At 44.6% G+C, this 19,747-nt stretch carries 22 protein-coding genes, 1 tRNA gene and 1 pseudogene; 13 read left to right on the top strand and 11 right to left on the bottom strand.

Annotated features, from left to right (window positions below):
- Nucleotides 1–52: 52 nt before the first annotated feature.
- From ABLA85_RS07520 to ABLA85_RS07480, 9 genes are all read left to right on the top strand, one after another.
- Nucleotides 53–559 carry a hypothetical protein gene (locus tag ABLA85_RS07520; RefSeq protein ID WP_367962771.1) on the top strand — a complete coding sequence of 169 codons (507 nt, stop codon included), beginning with the start codon at nucleotides 53–55 and terminating at the stop codon, nucleotides 557–559.
- Between the two features lie 247 nt (nucleotides 560–806).
- Nucleotides 807–1,409, top strand: a complete 603-nt coding sequence (locus ABLA85_RS07515; RefSeq protein WP_367962769.1) for a hypothetical protein — start codon at nucleotides 807–809, stop codon at nucleotides 1,407–1,409.
- Entirely contained in the window at nucleotides 1,363–1,788 is a 426-nt protein-coding gene (locus ABLA85_RS07510) for a zinc-finger-containing protein (protein ID WP_367962767.1), read from the top strand. Before ABLA85_RS07515 ends, ABLA85_RS07510 begins: the two co-directional genes overlap by 47 nt.
- Nucleotides 1,785–2,099, top strand: coding sequence for a hypothetical protein (locus ABLA85_RS07505; protein ID WP_367962764.1), 315 nt, complete (start codon nucleotides 1,785–1,787; stop codon nucleotides 2,097–2,099). The genes ABLA85_RS07510 and ABLA85_RS07505 overlap by 4 nt, the downstream gene beginning before the upstream one ends.
- 13 nt (nucleotides 2,100–2,112) lie before the next feature.
- Nucleotides 2,113–2,355 carry a hypothetical protein gene (locus tag ABLA85_RS07500; RefSeq protein ID WP_367962761.1) on the top strand — a complete coding sequence of 81 codons (243 nt, stop codon included), beginning with the start codon at nucleotides 2,113–2,115 and terminating at the stop codon, nucleotides 2,353–2,355.
- Entirely contained in the window at nucleotides 2,330–2,866 is a 537-nt protein-coding gene (locus ABLA85_RS07495; protein WP_367962758.1) for a phage N-6-adenine-methyltransferase, read from the top strand. Before ABLA85_RS07500 ends, ABLA85_RS07495 begins: the two co-directional genes overlap by 26 nt.
- Nucleotides 2,863–3,042, top strand: a complete 180-nt coding sequence (locus ABLA85_RS07490; protein ID WP_367962756.1) for a hypothetical protein — start codon at nucleotides 2,863–2,865, stop codon at nucleotides 3,040–3,042. Before ABLA85_RS07495 ends, ABLA85_RS07490 begins: the two co-directional genes overlap by 4 nt.
- Before the next feature lie 197 nt (nucleotides 3,043–3,239).
- The gene (locus ABLA85_RS07485) at nucleotides 3,240–3,587 is read left to right on the top strand and encodes a helix-turn-helix domain-containing protein (RefSeq protein WP_367962753.1); all 348 of its coding nucleotides are present in this window, start codon (nucleotides 3,240–3,242) and stop codon (nucleotides 3,585–3,587) included.
- The gene (locus ABLA85_RS07480; RefSeq protein WP_367962776.1) at nucleotides 3,470–4,627 is read left to right on the top strand and encodes a site-specific integrase; all 1,158 of its coding nucleotides are present in this window, start codon (nucleotides 3,470–3,472) and stop codon (nucleotides 4,625–4,627) included. Before ABLA85_RS07485 ends, ABLA85_RS07480 begins: the two co-directional genes overlap by 118 nt.
- A 14-nt stretch (nucleotides 4,628–4,641) precedes the next feature.
- On the opposite strand, the gene ABLA85_RS07475 is transcribed toward ABLA85_RS07480, so the two are convergent.
- Nucleotides 4,642–4,717: transfer RNA gene (locus ABLA85_RS07475), tRNA-Ile, on the bottom strand.
- A gap of 285 nt (nucleotides 4,718–5,002) precedes the next feature.
- On the opposite strand from ABLA85_RS07475, the gene ABLA85_RS07470 reads away from it, so the two are divergent.
- Complete coding sequence (locus tag ABLA85_RS07470; protein ID WP_367962750.1) at nucleotides 5,003–5,800, top strand: GNAT family N-acetyltransferase; 798 nt, start codon at nucleotides 5,003–5,005, stop codon at nucleotides 5,798–5,800.
- A 48-nt stretch (nucleotides 5,801–5,848) separates the two neighbouring features.
- On the opposite strand, the gene rpoD is transcribed toward ABLA85_RS07470, so the two are convergent.
- The 3 genes from rpoD to rpsU all read right to left on the bottom strand — a co-directional run bounded on the left by rpoD (nucleotide 5,849) and on the right by rpsU (nucleotide 10,092).
- Complete coding sequence (gene rpoD, locus ABLA85_RS07465) at nucleotides 5,849–7,696, bottom strand: RNA polymerase sigma factor RpoD (RefSeq protein WP_367962748.1); 1,848 nt, start codon at nucleotides 7,694–7,696, stop codon at nucleotides 5,849–5,851.
- Nucleotides 7,697–8,013: 317 nt separating this feature from the next.
- Nucleotides 8,014–9,762, bottom strand: a complete 1,749-nt coding sequence (dnaG, locus tag ABLA85_RS07460) for a DNA primase (RefSeq protein ID WP_367962745.1) — start codon at nucleotides 9,760–9,762, stop codon at nucleotides 8,014–8,016.
- Nucleotides 9,763–9,876: 114 nt separating this feature from the next.
- Nucleotides 9,877–10,092, bottom strand: coding sequence for a 30S ribosomal protein S21 (gene rpsU / locus ABLA85_RS07455; RefSeq protein ID WP_001144069.1), 216 nt, complete (start codon nucleotides 10,090–10,092; stop codon nucleotides 9,877–9,879).
- A gap of 360 nt (nucleotides 10,093–10,452) precedes the next feature.
- Here rpsU and tsaD point away from each other — a divergent pair, with 360 nt between their 5' ends.
- Nucleotides 10,453–11,484, top strand: a complete 1,032-nt coding sequence (gene tsaD / locus ABLA85_RS07450; RefSeq protein ID WP_367962743.1) for a tRNA (adenosine(37)-N6)-threonylcarbamoyltransferase complex transferase subunit TsaD — start codon at nucleotides 10,453–10,455, stop codon at nucleotides 11,482–11,484.
- A 143-nt stretch (nucleotides 11,485–11,627) separates the two neighbouring features.
- Here the strand turns inward: tsaD and ABLA85_RS07445 are convergent, their stop codons facing one another.
- Both ABLA85_RS07445 and ABLA85_RS07440 read right to left on the bottom strand, forming a co-directional pair.
- Nucleotides 11,628–12,329: an Ail/Lom family outer membrane beta-barrel protein gene (locus ABLA85_RS07445; protein WP_367962740.1), complete on the bottom strand. Its 702-nt coding sequence runs from the start codon at nucleotides 12,327–12,329 to the stop codon at nucleotides 11,628–11,630.
- 105 nt (nucleotides 12,330–12,434) lie between these two features.
- Nucleotides 12,435–13,220 (bottom strand): Ail/Lom family outer membrane beta-barrel protein, encoded by a 786-nt coding sequence (locus tag ABLA85_RS07440; protein ID WP_367962737.1) that lies wholly within the window; start codon nucleotides 13,218–13,220, stop codon nucleotides 12,435–12,437.
- A gap of 535 nt (nucleotides 13,221–13,755) precedes the next feature.
- On the opposite strand from ABLA85_RS07440, the gene ABLA85_RS07435 reads away from it, so the two are divergent.
- Nucleotides 13,756–13,890, top strand: a complete 135-nt coding sequence (locus ABLA85_RS07435) for a hypothetical protein (RefSeq protein WP_367962735.1) — start codon at nucleotides 13,756–13,758, stop codon at nucleotides 13,888–13,890.
- Nucleotides 13,891–13,922: 32 nt separating this feature from the next.
- Nucleotides 13,923–14,372, top strand: a pseudogene (locus ABLA85_RS07430) (transposase); the annotation flags it as partial.
- A gap of 132 nt (nucleotides 14,373–14,504) precedes the next feature.
- Here ABLA85_RS07430 and ABLA85_RS07425 read toward each other — a convergent pair.
- The 5 genes from ABLA85_RS07425 to ABLA85_RS07405 are packed head-to-tail and all read right to left on the bottom strand — an operon-like array spanning nucleotide 14,505 to nucleotide 19,746.
- Nucleotides 14,505–16,142 carry a hypothetical protein gene (locus tag ABLA85_RS07425; RefSeq protein WP_367962732.1) on the bottom strand — a complete coding sequence of 546 codons (1,638 nt, stop codon included), beginning with the start codon at nucleotides 16,140–16,142 and terminating at the stop codon, nucleotides 14,505–14,507.
- Entirely contained in the window at nucleotides 16,142–16,678 is a 537-nt protein-coding gene (locus tag ABLA85_RS07420) for a hypothetical protein (RefSeq protein ID WP_367962729.1), read from the bottom strand. Before ABLA85_RS07420 ends, ABLA85_RS07425 begins: the two co-directional genes overlap by 1 nt.
- On the bottom strand, nucleotides 16,650–17,375 hold the full coding sequence (locus ABLA85_RS07415) for a hypothetical protein (RefSeq protein ID WP_367962726.1): 726 nt from the start codon (nucleotides 17,373–17,375) through the stop codon (nucleotides 16,650–16,652). Before ABLA85_RS07415 ends, ABLA85_RS07420 begins: the two co-directional genes overlap by 29 nt.
- Nucleotides 17,375–17,992, bottom strand: coding sequence for a tail fiber assembly protein (locus tag ABLA85_RS07410; RefSeq protein ID WP_367962723.1), 618 nt, complete (start codon nucleotides 17,990–17,992; stop codon nucleotides 17,375–17,377). Before ABLA85_RS07410 ends, ABLA85_RS07415 begins: the two co-directional genes overlap by 1 nt.
- Entirely contained in the window at nucleotides 17,992–19,746 is a 1,755-nt protein-coding gene (locus ABLA85_RS07405; RefSeq protein ID WP_367962720.1) for a phage tail protein, read from the bottom strand. The genes ABLA85_RS07410 and ABLA85_RS07405 overlap by 1 nt, the downstream gene beginning before the upstream one ends.
- Nucleotide 19,747 lies beyond the last annotated feature (1 nt).

Raw genomic sequence — 19,747 nt, 5'->3', positions numbered from 1 at the left:
CTAACCATTGGAAGCATAACCAAAAATGGAACTCATTACCAACGGTACAAAGATGGCTACTGAGAAGGAAATGGGGTATGAGCCATCACTACTTATCGAAATGATAAAGCACAGGGAAAACGGCCGAATTATCAACCGTGCATTAGTCGAAAAGGATCGCACTGACAGACTCAATGGGCAGGAGTTTGATTTTCCCACGTTCCAGACGTTCGCACCACACTTTGATTTTCTTAACATTGGCGGTAAGCACTTCGATTCTATGGAACAGCACGATAGTGCAATCCTGTTTGCCAATGAAATTACGGATGATGGATTCCAGTATGAGAAACGCCAGAGAGAAATTTTGTGCGAAGAAATAAAAGGATTGTTTGTAAAACTGGGACTGGATGGCAATAGCTCAGAAGCAAAAGCACAACGATTAGACGTGATGGAAGATGTTTTCGGCACCAGAAGCTGGACTGCTATTGAGGGAATGAATAGCGAAATTTTAAAACAAGGATACGGCAAAATTAAATCTATGGCTATGGAGAAACAATCCAATGAGCCAGTCACCGAATAAATATTTTGAAGGTAGTCCGTGCAAGTTAGGCCATACATTAAGGTACGTTGGAAATAAATGCTGCGTTGAATGTCATAAGGAGTCAGGCAGGAAAGCAGAAAGAACCCTAAAAATCGTGAACGGATATCAAGGGGAAGCATTTACCTACCTACCGATTTTCAGCACCGAGTATTTGTGCTCGGTAATCCAAATAGAACCCTCTAACCCCAACCCTATCACTACGCTGCTGTGCGGCGGGAGGATTATTATGTCTGAAAAAATAGTTATGTACGACTCACCAGAAGCGGCTCAAATTAAAACCGTTACTGGTTGGGTATGCCGCGATGGTCATTTTTGGGCTAATGATGAACATATGGCCCGTTATTCTGGCTCGACTCATCGCAAATGCAAAAACAATCCAGAACATCCCGCTGTTCGCAAAGGGGATTATTGCGGACTCTGCCGTGAGAACCAGCGGAAAGCAAAGTTTAATGCGATGGAACGTAAACAGTGGGATTGGGATACACCGCTTGTTATTTTCGGTACTGACCAATATTTTTGGGATTCAGATGATCTCCATGACTATTGTGACGAGCATGAAACAACCCTCTCAGAATTGCAGCTTGTTATCTGTGAACCTAATTATCCCGATGAAATAAATGGGACGGACTATTTTTGTGACGTTTTGCCAGAAGGTGGTGAATTGCCGGAGGAATTACAGCGGGCGTTCGACGCCCTGAATGCCGTTATTCGCAGTAGCAACCCATTGTCATGGTCAGAGGGCCAATATGCAGCAATAGTTCCTGAATCTAAGGAGGCTGTTTATGTACACCCCATGGAACCCGAATCCAAAAGCAATCCTGAGAGTTAACGACCCCTATCCCATTCCGACACACTGTCGATATTGCGGCAGGCACGTGATGATTGAACATCACCTGAATGTTTTTAAACGCATCCATGATAACCGCTGGCCGTGGCTATATCACTGCTGGACATGTGGTGCACGTGTGAGCATTCATCCGGGAACGGATATCCCGATGGGGTCACTGGCAGATAAGAAAACTCGACAAGCGAGAGCATCGGCTCACCGATACTTTGATGATGTCGTGAGGAGTCGTAATTTAGAGCGCACGGAAGCGTACAGATGGTTAGCAAATGAATTAGGCATCAGTATCAATGAATGTCACTTCGGCTGGTTCGATACTGATATATGTAATAAAGCTGAGAGTATATGCAGGAGGTTAGGATGAGTGTTGAATTTAAGAATAATACTACGGACGATATAGCAAGCAGATTAAAAATAGCAGCGAGAATAGCAAAAACATATAACGGCAATGAAATTACAGTTAACTGTGATGAATTAATAAAACTTTGTGAGGCTGCAAAGAAACTCGCTGAATATGAAAATATGGAGCCTGTGGCCTATATGATATTTGATGAGAATCTCAATGAGCCTATGGCGTATAAGGACAGTAAGGAAGAAGCGGAAAAGTCCTTATCATTTTATCGGCGATTATGTTGTTGCAAGATAATTCCCCTCTACCGCCACCCAAACAAATAACGAGAATATAGATATGAAACAAGTCCAAGCAATGACAACTTTAGTATTAATTGATGGAATAACTTATCAATTAGTGTTACCAGAAAATATTATTGCACTACAAGCCAAACAAGCATTAATGATTGCTCAAGAGTTTGGCGGTGTCATTGTTCCATGTAATTTTGTAAATATTAAACCTATGGAAGTAGTTGGGTTGCCATTTAATATAAGTAGCAACGAGGATATGGAGAATGAAGACAGACTTCGGAGGCAGTAATACTCCTAAAGAACTGCGTAACCTCTGGCAAACTCCTCTCTCGTTATTTAAAGCACTCAACCTCGAATTTAAATTTACCCTTGATGCGGCTGCATCTGCTCAAAATACCCTGTGCACACGTTATCTCACGGAACGGGATAATGCACTGAAATGTGACTGGGTAAGTCACGGAGCAATATTCTGTAATCCACCTTATTCCAATATTAAGCCGTGGGTAGAAAAAGCCGCTATCGAATGCCAAAAGCAATTACAGCCAGTTGTTATGCTGGTTCCCTCTGATACCTCAGTCGGCTGGTTTAAATTGGCATTAGAAACAGTGGATGAGGTCAGATTAATTACGGGTGGAAGAGTTCAATTTGTACCGGTGGGAAAGAGAAAAAGAAATTCTAATACAAAAGGTTCAGTGCTTTTAATTTGGCGACCATTTGTTACTCCACGCAGAAAAATAACCACTGTAGATAAAGAATATCTATTCAATATAGGTAATAACGAAATAAGGAAAATAGCATGAACACACCAAAAATAAAAATCGAAATGACCAGAACCGCAGCGGAAGAATTTACAATTCCACTCTACACCGTCCCAAGTGAAATGCTGTCAGATTTTGTGATAGATAAAGTAGTACCAGGCTTGCAGCAAATTGGATTTCCAGAATCGGATATCGAAGTACTCATCACCGATGACTAACGAATTCGAGAACGCAAAGAGGAAGGTGGCGAGGGATTGCCTTAAGGAACTTGATAACCTATCCAAGTACGACGATAAATTAGTAACCGCAATTCTAGATAAATACACCCCAAAGTTTAAACCACTCAACCACATGAGATTCAGCGCTAAATCAGTGCTGGCTTATTATGTACGGACTATTCGGAAGGAAATGAAAGGTGGATAGATATTCTCTAACATTTGACGAAGCATGTGATTTTATTGGCATATCACAACCGACATTGAGAAATTGGATTAGAACAGGCCGATTGGTGGCATCAAAAAAAGATCCAAACAAAGAAAAGTCCCCTTACATCATAACTCGGCAAAATTGTATTGCCGCATTAAACAATCCGATCCACACTGTAACCGTGAGCGCGGTTGACGCTAAGGAAGGTAATAAATGTCAATATTCCGCAGAAACAAGACCTGGTACGCCGACATCACAATACCGGGCGGCAAGAGAATTAAACAGTCTCTTGGCACAGAGGACAAGCGGCAAGCGCAGGAATTGCACGACAAATTAAGAGCTGACTTATGGAGAGTTGACAAGTTAGGTGATTACCCTGATATCACATTTGAGGAAGCGTGTGTCAGGTGGCTAGAGGAAAAGTCTGAAAAGAAATCAATAGACAAAGACAAGGGGGTGATTGGTTTTTGGTTGATTCACTTTTCTGGCGTGATCATAAAAAACATCACGGCAGAGAAGATATATGTTGCAGTAGCAAAGATGGAAAATCGAAAACATTTGGAGAACTGGCGGTCTAAGTGTGAAGCTAATAAAAGAAAGGGTAAAGATATTCCTGTTTATACCCCTAAGCCAGTAGCTAAAGCTACAAAGGCATTGCACTTATCGTTCATTAAGTCATTGCTTAGAGCGGCAGAACGTGAATGGAAATGGATAGACAGAGCGCCAATCATTAAAACTAATCAACCTAAAAATGGACGAATACGATGGATAGAACACCATGAAGCAAAAAGACTGATTGATGAATGTCCAGAACCGTTAAAGTCTGTTGTCAAATTTGCTTTATCTACCGGGCTTAGACGTTCGAATATCATTGATCTGGAGTGGCAGCAAATCGATATGCAGAGAAAAGTTGCATGGATTTACCCAGAAGATAGTAAGTCAGGCAGGGCTATAGGCGTAGCCCTAAATGACACAGCATGCCAGGTTTTACGTAACCAAATAGGCAATCATCAAAAATGGGTTTTTGTGCATAAAAAATCAGCTAATCGGAGTGATGGAACGAAAACGCCGTCCATTCGAAAAATGCGAGTCGATGATAATAAAGCGTGGAACTCTGCATTAAAGAGAGCAGGGATAGAAAATTTCAGGTTCCACGACTTAAGACATACATGGGCCAGTTGGCTAGTGCAGGCAGGCGTTCCGTTATCAATTTTGCAGGAAATGGGAGGATGGGAATCAATTGAGATGGTTCGTCGATACGCGCATTTAGCGCCAAATCATTTAACTGAACACGCAAGGCATATCGATGTGATCTTTGGCACTCATGTCCCATCTGCGTCCCAATCCTTAGTAATGACTGAGGTAAATGTCATGTAACTAATTGATAATTCTGGTGGCCCCTGCTGGACTTGAACCAGCGACCAAGCGATTATGAGTCGCCTGCTCTAACCACTGAGCTAAGGGGCCGTTGAAGTGGGAGGATTATACGGTACTGTGTGGCACCAGGTCTAGCCCTCAAAATTCATATGCGTGTTTTATAGACAAAAATCGGTGCTTTTTAACGTATTTAAACTATTTATAGTTACTATAAAATATTTTTTAGTGATACTGGCTGCTTTTTTGATAAATTTCTCTGGTTATTTATTGTATCTTGATTATTGTTTGAACATAAAAATATTGTTGGTTATGTTTCGTATTTTTTGATTTGAAACCGTTCTTATATTTCCTGTAAAAATATTTTGTAATTCAAATATGAGCACAAACAACTTATCAGAGGCTGTTTTGGCCCATCGTAAACTGGAAGACTATTTCTTCTCGTCTATCAGCCGAATGTATCAGCATATCGGCACCGGGGTTCGAGCTTATGTAACAGGTGTTGAGACTGATGCATTAAATTTTTTGCTGCTGGTAGATGAACATGAACAAACCGCAGAGGAACTAAAAACAGGGATTCGGTTACTTGATGAGAAAACGAATGTTCCGTTTTTGATTGTTACCGCAGTGCCAGGTAGTCAGGTTTTAGCGGTTATTCAGCAGGCAGGGTTTGTGTTTGATCCTGATAGCATAACCACCGTCATGCAGCTCGATTTGATGAATTGGAATATGGTGGATGAGGGTGTTGAAAGATATGAAATCCAGCGTGTTGACCATTGTTTGGTTGATTGGGCTATTCCGGTAGAAAGTGCATTTGAAACAGGTCATTTTATTTCCGGGCAGTATCAGCAATGTCATCAGATGGCATTGCATGCTGGAAAATGTCTGCAACATTACGTCCTGTATATAGATAGTCAGCCAATCTGTGCCTTAACTTTATCAAGGCTGGACAATATCATCCGTCTTGATGATATCAGTACAGTGAAGGAAAAGAAGAAAAGGGGATATGCTTCTGCTTTGATTAACTATGTATTGAAAGAAGCTAAGCTGCATAACGCGGCTATGTGTTATCTGGAGGCTTCGCGTGATGGAAATGGCTTATATCGTCGCATCGGTTTTAAACCATTATTTGAATGTCAGGGATTTATTCGTGAAGAAAAGGCTATGCATGAATAATAAAAAAGCGTCTGTCGGAACAGACACTTTTCAGGTTTGCTCCCTTGATTAGTCGTCAAGGAAGCTGCGCAGTACTTCCGAACGGCTTGGATGACGCAGTTTGCGCAGAGCCTTAGCCTCGATCTGACGAATACGCTCACGGGTTACGTCAAATTGTTTACCAACTTCTTCCAGTGTATGGTCAGTGTTCATATCGATACCAAAACGCATACGCAGAACTTTCGCTTCACGTGCAGTTAAGCCTGCCAGCACATCGTGGGTAGCAGAACGCAGGCTTTCTGAAGTGGCAGAGTCCAGCGGCAGCTCCAATGTGGTATCTTCAATGAAATCACCGAGATGTGAATCTTCATCATCCCCAACTGGTGTTTCCATGGAAATGGGTTCTTTGGCAATTTTCAGTACCTTGCGGATCTTATCTTCCGGCATCAGCATACGTTCTGCCAGCTCTTCCGGTGATGGTTCACGTCCCATTTCCTGTAGCATCTGACGGGAAATACGATTGAGTTTGTTGATCGTCTCAATCATATGTACAGGAATACGAATGGTACGGGCCTGATCCGCAATAGAACGGGTAATAGCCTGACGGATCCACCATGTAGCATAAGTTGAGAACTTATAACCACGGCGGTATTCAAACTTATCAACCGCTTTCATCAGGCCGATATTACCTTCCTGGATCAGGTCAAGGAATTGCAGACCACGGTTGGTGTATTTCTTGGCAATCGAAATAACCAGACGTAAGTTTGCTTCAACCATTTCTTTCTTCGCACGGCGAGCTTTTGCTTCACCGATTGACATGCGACGGTTGATATCTTTGACTTGATCAATAGTTAAGCCGGTTTCTTCTTCAATCTGACGCAGCTTTTGCAAGCTACGCATGACCTCTTCTTCAACTTCCAGCAGTTTATCAGACCATGGTTTGTTCATCGCTTTTGCAGCAGTAAACCATGTGTCATTCGTTTCATTGCCAGAAAACAGAGTGATGAAGTTTTTCTTCGGCATTTTGCTCTGTTCAATACACATCTTCATGATTTGACGTTCTTGAAAACGTACGCGATCCATCATGGAACGCATGTTATTGACCAAGTAATCAAACTGTTTTGGTACAAGACGGAATTGCTTGAATACTTCGGACAGTTTTAAAATTTCCGCTGCAGTATTTGGATGGCTGCGACCGTATTTTTTGATTGTCTGACGGGTAGTTTCATGTTGTTCACGCAGCTCCAGAAATTTCTGGCGAGCCAATTCTGGATCGATGCTGTTATCGTCTTCACTGTCAGTATCGTCATCGTCATCATCGTCATCATCGTCAGAATCATCAAGTTCTTCCTGAGGAAGTTCAGAACCAACGTGAGTAGCTGTCGGTGCAAGATCTTCTTCTGCATTAGGATCAACGAATCCTGTGATTAAATCAGACAGGCGGCTTTCACCTGCTTCAACAAGATCATACTGCTCTAACAGGTAGGTAATAGCTTCAGGGTATTCGGCAACGGAGCACTGTACTTGGTTGATGCCATCTTCAATGCGTTTTGCAATGTCAATCTCACCTTCGCGTGTCAGTAGCTCAACTGTACCCATTTCACGCATGTACATGCGAACCGGATCGGTAGTACGACCGATTTCTGACTCGACACTGGATAACACTTGCGCTGCTGCTTCTACAGCATCTTCATCGGTGTCGTTTGTGTTTTCTGCCAACATGAGATCATCGGCATCAGGTGCCTCTTCCATTACCTGGATGCCCATGTCATTGATCATTTGGATGATATCTTCTATCTGATCAGAATCGACGATATCTTCCGGCAGATGGTCATTGACCTCAGCATAGGTCAGATAGCCTTGCTCCTTACCTCGTGTGACAAGTAGCTTTAGCTGTGACTGCGGGTTTTGCTCCATAAGACGGTATCCACACTTCAGAGTATTGGTTGGTGTCGGTCGGCGAAACAAATTATGCCAACAATAACATTTAGGGGCATTTTCGTTATATTGCCACTGCCCTCAATAGCGGCAATCGTAGGGTTATCTCCCTACCTCATTCGGCATGTAAGCCGTAAATTCTGTATCTATGATCCGAAATTTTAATTCAGAGTCTTTTTTTATCTGGCTGTTTTCAGCCACTCAGTTTCAGGAAATTAATTTTATCAGACCATGTTACACATATAGATAGATTGGATCAGATCCGTCAGGTAACACAGCTCTAATTGAAATAACATTTATCTTTTGGCTCCGGATTCTGTGATTAACCGGACTTCCTCACGTTCTTCCGGGGTCAGTCCTTCTGTTCTTTCTTTAGCAATCAAAAAATTGAAACGCTCATCCAAAGCTGATGCAAAAAGATGATTCAACGCATCACTAAACGTTTTTTCAGCAATTTCTTCTATCTGTATATCGTTCCATGCGGCGAGTTTTTCAAGCTGTTTTGCGTACTTATTGTCGCGGTATTGCTCCAAAAGCTGCCCGGTAGTTAAGCCTGGTTGGGCAAGGCATGTGTCGACGAGCTCTATAAATAACGGTAATCCCGCTATCTGAGCAGAAAACATTCCCTGTAATGAAGGAACCAATGTCGCTAAATGCGGATTTTGCACCAGCAATGCGATAAGTATGCGCATTGTTGTTGGTTTCAGTTTTAGCGCCTGATATGTATTGGTATCTTTTTTGACAAGTTTTGCCAGAGATCGTTCCAATTGTGTCGTATCAGGTATGCCCAGTAGTTTCCCAAGTTCTTTAAGCAGGTAGAGCCGCAACGCTTCTCCCGGAACCTGACTAATCAATGGCATAGCAAGTGAGTTAAGCTTGGTTGCGCCTTCCGGGGTACTCAAATCAACCTGTGGTAGCAGTGAATCAAACAGAAACTCAGATAAAGTTTGTGCATTTTCCATTCTCTGTTCGAAAGATTCACGCTCTTCTTTACGGATCAGTGAATCCGGATCTTCACCATCAGGCAAGAACATAAAACGTAATTGCCGACCATCATTCAGATAGGGTAGTGCTGTTTCCAGTGTTCTCCATGCAGCATCACGACCTGCACGGTCTCCATCGTAACAACAGATGACGTTATCAGTTGTCCGGAAAAGTAACTGAACGTGCTCGGCAGTTGTGGATGTTCCTAGCGAAGCTACGGCATAATCAATGCCAAACTGAGCCAACGCAACAACATCCATATAACCTTCAACCACTAATAACCTTGAAAGGGAATTGTGGTTTTGCTGTGCTTCATAAAGGCCATATAATTGACGGCCTTTATGGAAAATCTCTGTTTCCGGTGAATTGAGGTACTTAGGAAGTGCATCTCCCAGTACTCTGCCACCAAATGCAATAACACGGCCCCGGCGATCACGGATAGGGAACATAATACGTTCACGAAAACGGTCATAAGTACGACCGTTGTCATTGGTGACCAGCATTCCGGCGTCGTTTAATTGCTTGCGGTCTTCGGCGTTATGGGCAAACCGTTTCAGGGCATTATCCCACCCCGCCGGAGCGAAGCCGATTGCAAAACGCTGAATGATTTCTTCACTGAGCCCGCGCCTGGCCAGATATTGCCGGGCTGACTGTCCGTTTGGTATTGTCAGTGAATGTTGATAGAAACTGTTTAGTTTACCCATCAACTGGTAAAGATTTTGTCGTTGGTGGCGCTCAATATGGCTGCCGCCAGAACTTGCTTCATAAGGGACTTCCAGCCCGTGCATAGCAGCCAACTCTTCAATGGATTCGACAAAGTCTAGCCTGTCATAATTCATCAAAAAATCAATGGCATTACCATGCGCCCCACAACCGAAGCAATGATAGAACTGTTTATCGCCATTAACAGTAAATGAAGGGGTTTTTTCGTTATGAAAAGGACAACACGCCTGATGGTTTTTACCTTTCTTTTTAAGAGGCACTCTGACATCGATAAGATCAATGATATCGGTTCTAGCTAATAAGTCATTGATAAATGCGCGTGGAATTCGTCCAGCCATAAGCCCTTTTACGCCTGTTGATGAACGAGAATAAGCCGCGCTTTCTCTGGGAAAGCACGGCCTTTAACTGCAGTAGTTTGTCAATATAACCACTATGCGGATAGACCGCAAAGATTAGTACAAACGAGTGCGGCGTGCGTTTTCACGAGCCAGCTTTTTAGCATGGCGCTTAACTGCAGATGCTTTAGCACGTTTACGTTCAGTCGTTGGTTTTTCATAGAATTCACGACGACGAACTTCTGCTAATACGCCTGCTTTTTCGCAAGAACGCTTGAAGCGACGCAGAGCTACGTCAAATGGCTCGTTTTCACGTACTTTAATTACTGGCATGTGCCTCTCACCTCAATAGAAATCGGGTTTGTCGCTGGCGTGATAGTGCCAGCCGTCTTTAAAAATGGTGCGGAATTTTACTTCAATGAACACGGCTTTGTAAAGTGCCGAGGAAAATTGAAACATACAACGCCACAGATTATAGTTTGTTTTTTGGGACGTAAAACGAACAATCTAATGCTGGCGTTATTAACATTAACCACACAGGATATTCAAGTAGGAGTCTGATTATAGACTAAACAGAAGAAAGAGTCAGCATGTAAATAGGGACGATTGTAGCTGAGTTGATGTAAATAGTGGTTGTAAGTAGATAGTGATACACTGGCGCTTGCTTTAATTATAGTGGTGAGTGCAAATATAATGCGAGTCTTAGGTATAGAAACGTCCTGCGATGAAACCGGAATCGCAATTTATGATGACAAATCCGGTCTGCTAGCCAATCAATTGTACAGTCAGGTAAAACTACATGCTGATTATGGAGGAGTTGTGCCTGAGCTTGCATCCCGTGATCACATCCGTAAAACGGTTCCGCTGATTCAGGCGGCCTTGAAGGAGGCGGGCTTAACGAGTGAAGATATTGACGCTGTTGCTTATACCGCAGGTCCGGGCTTGGTAGGGGCATTGATGGTTGGAGCAACTATTGGCCGTTCATTGGCTTTCGCGTGGGATGTTCCCGCCATTCCTGTTCATCATATGGAAGGTCATTTATTGGCACCTATGTTAGAAGAAAACAGGCCTGAATTTCCTTTTGTCGCATTACTGGTTTCTGGTGGGCATACTCAGCTCATCAGTGTGACGGGTATTGGTGAATATAAATTATTGGGTGAATCCATTGATGATGCCGCAGGTGAAGCTTTCGATAAGACGGCAAAATTATTGGGACTGGATTATCCTGGAGGCCCGGCTCTCTCCCGCATGGCACAGAAAGGTAAGTCAGGTCGTTTTGTTTTCCCCCGCCCAATGACGGATCGTCCGGGACTGGATTTTAGTTTCTCCGGTTTGAAAACTTTCGCAGCCAATACGATTCATAAGCACATTCGTGGTGATGATGCTAAACAAGATGAACAGACTAAAGCAGACATTGCTCATGCATTTGAAAATGCTGTTGTTGATACGCTGACAATAAAATGCAAACGGGCACTAGAGCAGACTGGTTTTAAACGATTAGTTATGGCGGGAGGGGTTAGTGCAAACCGGGCATTACGTATTAGTATGCAAAATATGATGGAAAAATTGTGTGGTGAAGTGTTTTATGCACGCCCTGAATTTTGTACTGATAATGGAGCAATGATTGCATTAACAGGGATGATCCGCTTGAAAAGCGTTACCAAAGGCGCTTTATGTGTGACTGTTAAAGCTCGCTGGCCATTGTCTGAGCTTCCTCCGTTGTAAAAGTAATTTACATGAAAAAGTAAAGCAGAGTGTTCATCGAATGAAAGAAGGAAGGTACTAGTCAATATTCAATGACATGTAATATTCGAGTAATACCTTTCTTCTGTTCAAATTAATCAATTTAAAACATTGCTATTTTTTATTTAAAATCTATATCCTATACCAACATTAAATCCATTAATATAATTGTTTGTGCCCTCACCATATGGAACTGTGTCAGTAAATTTTGACAGTGTACCTTCATAAGCGAGGTAAAGAGTAATATTTTGGACGGGATTAATTTCAATACCAGCACCATAGGCAATATTATTAGTGCGCAGAGAAAATTTAGTATTATGCTTGTTATCAATATGTTCAGCCCAACCTGCCGGAGTATTGCCTAGCCACGTCCCCCCGAGTCCAGTAGTAGGATTTATATTATTAATATTATCACTCACTCCGAAGGGAGCATTTATATGATATGTTACATGAGAAATACCAAGCAGACCATAAATGCTCAGATAATCATTTATGCGGTAAGCTGGGCCTGCCATTAGGGAAAAATATTTTGCTCTATATGAATTTTTTGCCTCAAGATATTTAGGTACACTCTTCGGATTATAAAACGAAAAACTCCTGCCACCACGACCCTGCATATAAGTGAACTGACCAATTATGCTGACTGGGGAGTCCCATTCATAACGATAATGAATGTTAAATCCATTGAGATTAATCCTATCAGCAGGTTTGGTTATCTTGCCTCTTGCATACCCAGCAGCTATGGTATGTGTATCAGCATTAGCTAATGAACCATACATAAAGCTGAATAAAGCTAAAGTTGTCAGAAGCGCTTTTTTCGTTACCATGATGAGAGACCTTTCATATTGTTAACTGATCTAATTATAGGTGATTTATAAAATATGAAAAAACTGTTGTTTATTTTATTCACATAGTAATTCATATTTTTCTAATTAGAACTTATATCCTATGCCAATGTTAAATCCGTGTATTAACCTAGTCTTGGCTGACTTTGTGTCATATGGTCCATTTCTGCCGTTAGCAAAGGCTTCATATGCAAAGGGGTCAGTTGTCATTTTCTGATATTTTGTTATGGAGCCTTCATAATTGAAATAAAGACTGATGTTTTTAACGGGATTAACTTCAATACCGGCACTATAGGCAATATTATTTGTCTTTTGAGGAACCCGAATAGACACATGTTTTCCCACCTGAGCAACATCCTTGGCAGATATTCCCGGATAGTTGCCATTATTTCTAACGCTGACTAGATAAGGGCGATTTAGAAAATAACTATCTGTCCATCGCTTTGCATTAAATGAGGTATGTGAAATCCCCAGTAAACCGTATATGCTCACATAATCGTTTATACGATAGGCCGGTCCCAGCATCAGAGAAAAATATTTTGCATCAGGTTTTTCCGTTACTGGCCCAGAGTATTTCGTAAATAAGTGTGTTTGAGAGTGCCCCTTCGAATCCGACATCACGGCTCGTGAGTTGTAATCCAGGAAACTTGGTAATGAATCATCTCCTCTCATATAGGTGAATGTTCCAACAATACTGATTGGAGAATCCCACTCATAGCGATAGTAAACATTAGCTCCCTGAAGTTTTGTTACTTTGGCTATCTTACTTTTCGCATATCCTATTCCTATAGTATGTGAATTTGCATTGGCTAATGAACCATATATAAGGCAGGACGTAGCCAACGTCATTAGAAGCGCTTTTTTTGTTACCATGATTTATACCTTTAATGTTTATTAGCTGAACTAAGTATAGATAATTTATAGAGTATACAAGTGAAAATTGCCAATTAAGTTACTAATATTAATGTATTTATATTTTTTGTTGTTTTTTAAATATTGATTATTATTTTTAATAAATTAGGTTGAATAACAATTCGTAGTATATTTTTTTGATACTTTTCTTATTTTGTGTGTTTTGATGTGTTGGTTAATTAAAATTCTTTATTTGTTGTCTTTGGGATCTCTAAATACTTCACTTGGAGTTATAAGCAAATTTATAGATTATAAGTCTGATTAAGGGGTCGTAACATCAGCTTCAGCGAGCCCTGATGAAAATCCGCACTCTCTGCCTTTGTATCTTAAATATTAGGTTAAAATAAATACGATTAGATTTGGCGCGGTGTATGCAGCCTGCATAGCCCTGGGGTTTAAAGCCCGTTAATGAGCAATGGGCGCATACACTGAGCCACTCATCTGAAACCCGAACAGTTGTCCGTCATCCATAACGTATTTGCAAAGATGGGTAATCATGAGTCAGCCAAATTCACTTTGTGTGGGCATTGATGTTTCCAAAGCCTCACTGGATATCGCAGTCAACAGGAGTGTAGAACCGTTCACAGTCAGTAATGATATTAACGGCTTTATGCCATTGTGTCCGTACTGAAGCCGGGCACCGTGTCCCTGGTGTTGATGGAAGCTGAGCTGGTGCGGATCGATGAGAATATGAATAAACACATCCAGACTTATTTTAAGGAACTGGCTGACAGGCTCAGCGCCATCAAGGGCGTTGGTGCAATGACAGCAGCAACCCTGCTGGCAGAGGTCCCTGAACTTGGCAAGCTCTCGCGTCGGGAAATCAGCGCTCTTGTGGGTGTTGCTCCGGCTAACCGTGATTCGGTAACCATGCGGGGTCGACGCTCCCTCTTTGGTGGGCACGCTGGAGTTCGGACAGCGTTGTCTATGGCTACACTCGTGGCAACCCGTTTTAACCCGGTGATCAAGACGTTTTACAACCGCCTGTTGGCGGCAGGTAAGGCTAAAAAAGTGGCGTTTGTGGCTTGTATGCGCAAACTGCTGACCATCTTAAATGCGATGATTAGAAAAAATGAAGAATGGAATGATTCGTATCATCAGATAACGCCATAAAAATCGTGCTCAAGATAGATACTGTGTTTCCTGTCAAACACAATGTAAACATTGATGCCTGCCAAATCAACATTTTTGTTTACAAAAAGAATGCGGACAAAAATAAACCCCGCCGAAGCGAGGTCGATTTGTCTAACCAATCACAGGCGAATACTTCTGTTTTAGCCCATCGGATTTATGGACTGTGCCTCTGATGGCGCTGGCGTTCTCCGGGGTGCTTGTGTTGTGATGGGTATGGGCGGCGGTCAGTTCGGCCAGTTCCCTGACCACATCCAGCGTCTCTAACATCAATGTCATGACGTTAAGTTGCTGGCTGCCCACCCAGACTACAGGGGCAACAATTTCCTGTTTAACTCCGGCAATGCTCTGTTTCAGCAGGCCGATTTTCTCAATCAGCTTTTGCCCCACTTCTACATTGGCATTTTTCCCCACACTGGCGAGGTAATTGCCGGATGCGGCCAGACTGTAATCACCATCCGCCACCTGCTGAACAGCCCCTGCCAGTAGGGTTGATGTACCTAACACCAGGGTTTTATCCGTAGCCTGAATCGTGGTATCACGGGCGACCACGGTGCGGGTTTCTGTGTCAGCCTTGATTTCACGGTGCATAGACGATTCATTGATGGTCTGGTCAGTCTGACGTATCCAGCTCCCTTCCTGTGTCACACGCTGCGAGACTTCCGCCCGCTGCTTCTGCAACTGTTCACCGGGTTTGATATCCGGCAGGGTGTTGCCCTGACTTAAGGTCTGGCGGATAAATGGCTTATCCGGTCGTCCACCTTCGAACGCGATTTCCACCACGGTGCCAACAGGCGGATACTGGAACAGGCCCGATTCACTGCCCGCCATGGGCAAAGGCAGGGGTACGGCACGGTAAACCGGGACGGCGGCGTCTTTGCCGTTATCATCCAGCAATTGCACATCGACCGCATAGCGCGGGCGGAACGGGTCAGAAATATCGCCGCTGACGGTGTTTTCGGTATGCGCTTCAATGCGGGCCAGTTTGGGCAAATGCAGTCCGGCGGATAATTCCGGGTAAGCGGCATCAATCTGGCGCTGAACGGGGGTTTTGTTCTCCGTCTGGCCTTTCGGTTGCCACGTGATGCTCATGTTTTCATTCATCAGGTTGACCTTCGTCAGCCGCTGCTGGTTGACCACAAAACCCGGTCGCAAGGATTGGATCATGGGAATGGTCATGGCATTGCCTGCCGACTGACTCTGGCTGAATTCATTCGGGATTTCAACAGGCTTTTCAGCAAACATTGAATGCGCCCAACTACCCAGATACACCGAACCATCTGGTAACTGGTGCCAGATATAATCGTCAATGGCAAAAACTTGCCCCAGATTCGCCAGTAGCTGGTAGCCCGTGCCGTTGTGAGTGTAGTGTGGAATAGGTTTACCTGTATAAGTTGCATCCGGTAGGGTGAAAGTTAGCCCGCTATGCTCCTGCAACCAGCCCACAATCTGTCGTAAGGTCGGATGCTGAAAAGAGCACGGCCATAGACGATCAAACACACCAACTAACTCACGCACAAACAGACGCTGGTAGCCGTTCTGGGCGGGTTGCGAACGTTCCACATAACCCGTAAACCAACGCAAAACTAGATCCGGGTAACCCACATCCAGACGGACAAGTTTTCCAGTGTAGTCAGTCGTTGTTTCAGCCGTAATAAAACCCCGGCCACAAGATGACAACTCCAGCATGATGTTGGCGTCAACCAAATGAATTTCATCGCCGGAGAGATGAAGTCGGCTTATCGGTGTCATTATTTGGCTGGCCCTATCCAATCATTAATTGGTTTTAATACATGACGTTCAAACCAGCTTAATTCTTCTGGTTCTTCCTTGACGACACTTCCTCCGTGTCTTGTTTGTTTCTTCGTTTGAATATTGCTGGCTGCGCGGGAATCGCGTTTCTCTGCCACAGACAGGTGTTCCCGGAGTGTGAAAGAAACCTGCCACGCTTGTTTGCCGTCTACCTTGCTGGCATCAATGCTGCTAGTGAATGTGCCGATGCGAAAGTTAATGGCCTGTGCGGTCAGGTTGGCCACCCGGTAGCGTTTCAGGTTGCCGCTGTCTTTGGCTTCTGCCAGTGCAAACAGGCGCGACAGCGTTTTCTGTTCAGTAAAGGGAATAATGCCCGTGATACGCAGCTCTTTCGGCTTGATGCCTTGTTCGGCCACGGAGGTACTGGAAGACTGCCCGCTCTGGTCTTGATCCTGAAACATCACTGACGGCGTGACGGTCAGGCTTTTTAACGGAATAGCTTCGCCATCAAGGGCGAGGGTGATAATTTGGCTCATGTAGCATCCTTTCTAATGGGCTGATATCGTCCCCGGCAAACAGGATCGCCAGTGTGTAAACGGCATCCGGTTCGGGGATATTCTTACGTAATTTTTCTGCCACGTGTGTGCCGTTCCCTTTCCCAGAGAACGCCCAGACAGTGGCCGATTTTCCCGCCAGCCCGCTCATGGCATCAGTGACTTGCTGTAAAGCGGATTGTCGGGCGGAGGTAAACGCAGTTAACTGGGATTTTAACCCCGCGATACTGCTGCCTGCGCTGGCCTGTGCTTTGGCTTTGGCAATCAGTTGCGCATTCACCGCCAGACGGCTGGTTGCGGTTGATAAGGGCTGTGGCAGCGGTAAACCACCGCCCAGCTTGCCCGGCAATTGCATTTTTGTTGTTGCCAGACTTTCCGCCGTTTTTGCCATGCGTTTGACCTGTGCCAGCACAGGCAGCGGCAGTACCGCCGCAAACTGTGCAAGCTGCTGCATAAATTCAGCATGGGTTTTGGCGCACACCATCAGCACCAGACTGTGAATGTTACCGACGCCTGTGAGTTTCGTCGCCAGTGTGTCAATGGCGTTCACCGGGCTTAGGTAACTGCCGCTGTCGGTCTGCTGCCCGATGCCGTAGAGAAACGGATGCACGGGTACGATAGCGACAGATAGCCCCGATAAAGTCGGGGACAGTTGCAGAGTTTTGCGCTGCCAGTGCATTATTCGGGTTGCTCCGGCCAATGGATATCGAGGGCAATGGAAATATCGATATCGGTTAATTTTACGCTGTAGATTTCCCACTCATTCAATAACGCGATTTCTTGTTCTGTCGCCATTTCCAGCCGTTTTCGGCGCTCAAGCTGTCTTATTATTTCCTCCGCTTCATGCAGTAAGGATTGCCGCTGGCTTTCAGCTTGTTGGACGGCGTGCTGATGCTGTGCGGTGGTATCTGTGACCCACTTTTTGCCGTCCCATTTATCAAACTCTGTTTGGGGTTTTAACAACGTTAATTCAGGGGGCAGTTCCCCAAACTGTTGCAGGATTCTGGGGTCTCTGGTTTCGATATGATACGCGGTTTTTCCACGATAATCAGGAACGTGTATCCAGACCTTGTCGTCCGGGCTGCGACAGACCGCAATATTGGCAGATTTGGGTAATTCAGGCGCATCCAAATACGCCCCCGCAGACAAACTAAAGCCCGGATGCGTGCGTTCCATATCCGCGCACAGGTATTCACCAGTTTCAGTATCTGCACGGTAAACCGTTACCCAACCCATCGTGGTTGCGTAGCCATTTTCATCAAATTCTGGTGTTGTAATTTCTGTTGTATATTTCATTATGCGGCTCTCACAATATATAAAAAGGCGATGTTGCGCGGGCGGGTTTCTTTTCCACCTGTATAACTGGTTCCCATGTTAAAATCATTATCGGTCAGCCAGAAGCCACTGAGTCCTGTATTTCCTGAAGTATGGGCGCTGGGGCGGTTACGCATTTGGTGATTGTGTGATTTCAGTTCATCAGCCTGCCACGACAACACCTTACGTCCAGAATCAATATTACGCCCCGCATCCAGACCGCGAATAAACTCACCTCTTAAGTCCGGTAATACACCGGACGGATAGGCCTCCGCCAAGAGAGGATATTGATTCATCGGGAATGACTGCCCACGGCACTCAATGTATCCCGCGGGGGGAACGGGGTGTGGCCACGGAATCGGGGAACCCACAGGCACACCAATAATGGTTTGCTCACTACGACGACCATTGGTGTTCAAAAATTGAGTATGCAAAACTGCGCTACTATCAATCCAGATTTGCCCGATATCGCCATGCGGCCGCCCAACACAGATCCCGATTGCCCAATCGTATTCCTGACCACATGAAAATGGGCCAACGTAAGTTCTGTCTGGGAAGCGGGGCAAATGTTGAATTTGTGGAAATGCCTGCACATCATCCGCATTCAGCATGATATCGCCTATCAACGGTTTATCGTTGATTTTCCGGCTATTAGGCACGGCATTACTAGCCTGCTCGACGGTTTTCTCTAAACCGAGGTTTCGCACAAACGCCCCCTTATCCGGGATATCCGCCCCGTTCTGCGCTTTGTCGAGGCGGCGGTTGGCGTTGGTGTTGGCATTGGTAGCGTTTTGGTTTGCGCTGTTGGTTAGTTCTCTCACCTCATTCAAAGCCGGATTCGTGGCATAGTCCTGCTGAACCTTGCCCAATGCTTTTTGTAGGGCGGCAATATCACGGTCGCTTAACGTCCCTTGACGGCGCAAATCAATGACATTCCCATCACCATCAATATGGGCAACGGCAAAAACATAGTGCCGATAACCTGCCGCATCCACATAGTTTTTCAGTTCATTCGCTACGGTAATTTTCACTACAGTCTGCCACTGACTCACCAGATTACCCTGATAGCTAAAATCCGCATACACACGGGTATTGCGCAGGCTGTTTAACGTCTGGTCAAACGCCAGTACCCCACGTAACCCGCCAACATAGGCCAGTCCTTTTTTCACAACGTACTGTTCGCCCTGACGTACCACGGCAAAGCCATCATCGAAAAACGCCGCCTCACCGTAACTGTCGGTATTAATCAGACGCTGCATTTCGTCAATGCCCGTCAAACGAGCAGTAAAATCAATCTGCCACGTTTCCGCCGTGGTGGTGATAGCCGTCTCTTTCGCCGCGCCATCAAACTCTAGCAAGAAAGAACGGGTTAACACATTGCCCTGTAATCCGTTGGCGGTTTTGATTTTCTTCTGGGTTGGCGCATGGGTGATCATACCAATCACACCAGAAGCCTTATTAATCAGCCCAATCCAGTTAAAATCAAAATTGCCCACTTCCGTACCCAGCGTGACGCTGTAAGCCACCGCGTTCTCACTGGCCAGTCCGGTTTTATTGACTGCCTGACGGTGTACGATTTGGCTTTGCGCAGGCAATTTCTCATCACGGCTGATGGGTTGAGCGGGATCTAAATCCGGTACATACGCGAAAACAAATTCATCCAGCACCACAGGATTGCCTGCGGCCACTTGCTGAGTCTTCCATTTTTCAAAGTCTGTCGTTATCACTGAAGACATA

It is taken from the genome of Xenorhabdus sp. SGI246 (genome assembly GCF_040838225.1).
GTDB classification, from domain to species: Bacteria; Pseudomonadota; Gammaproteobacteria; order Enterobacterales; family Enterobacteriaceae; genus Xenorhabdus; species Xenorhabdus indica.
This window is presented reverse-complemented; position numbering and strand designations above follow the sequence as displayed.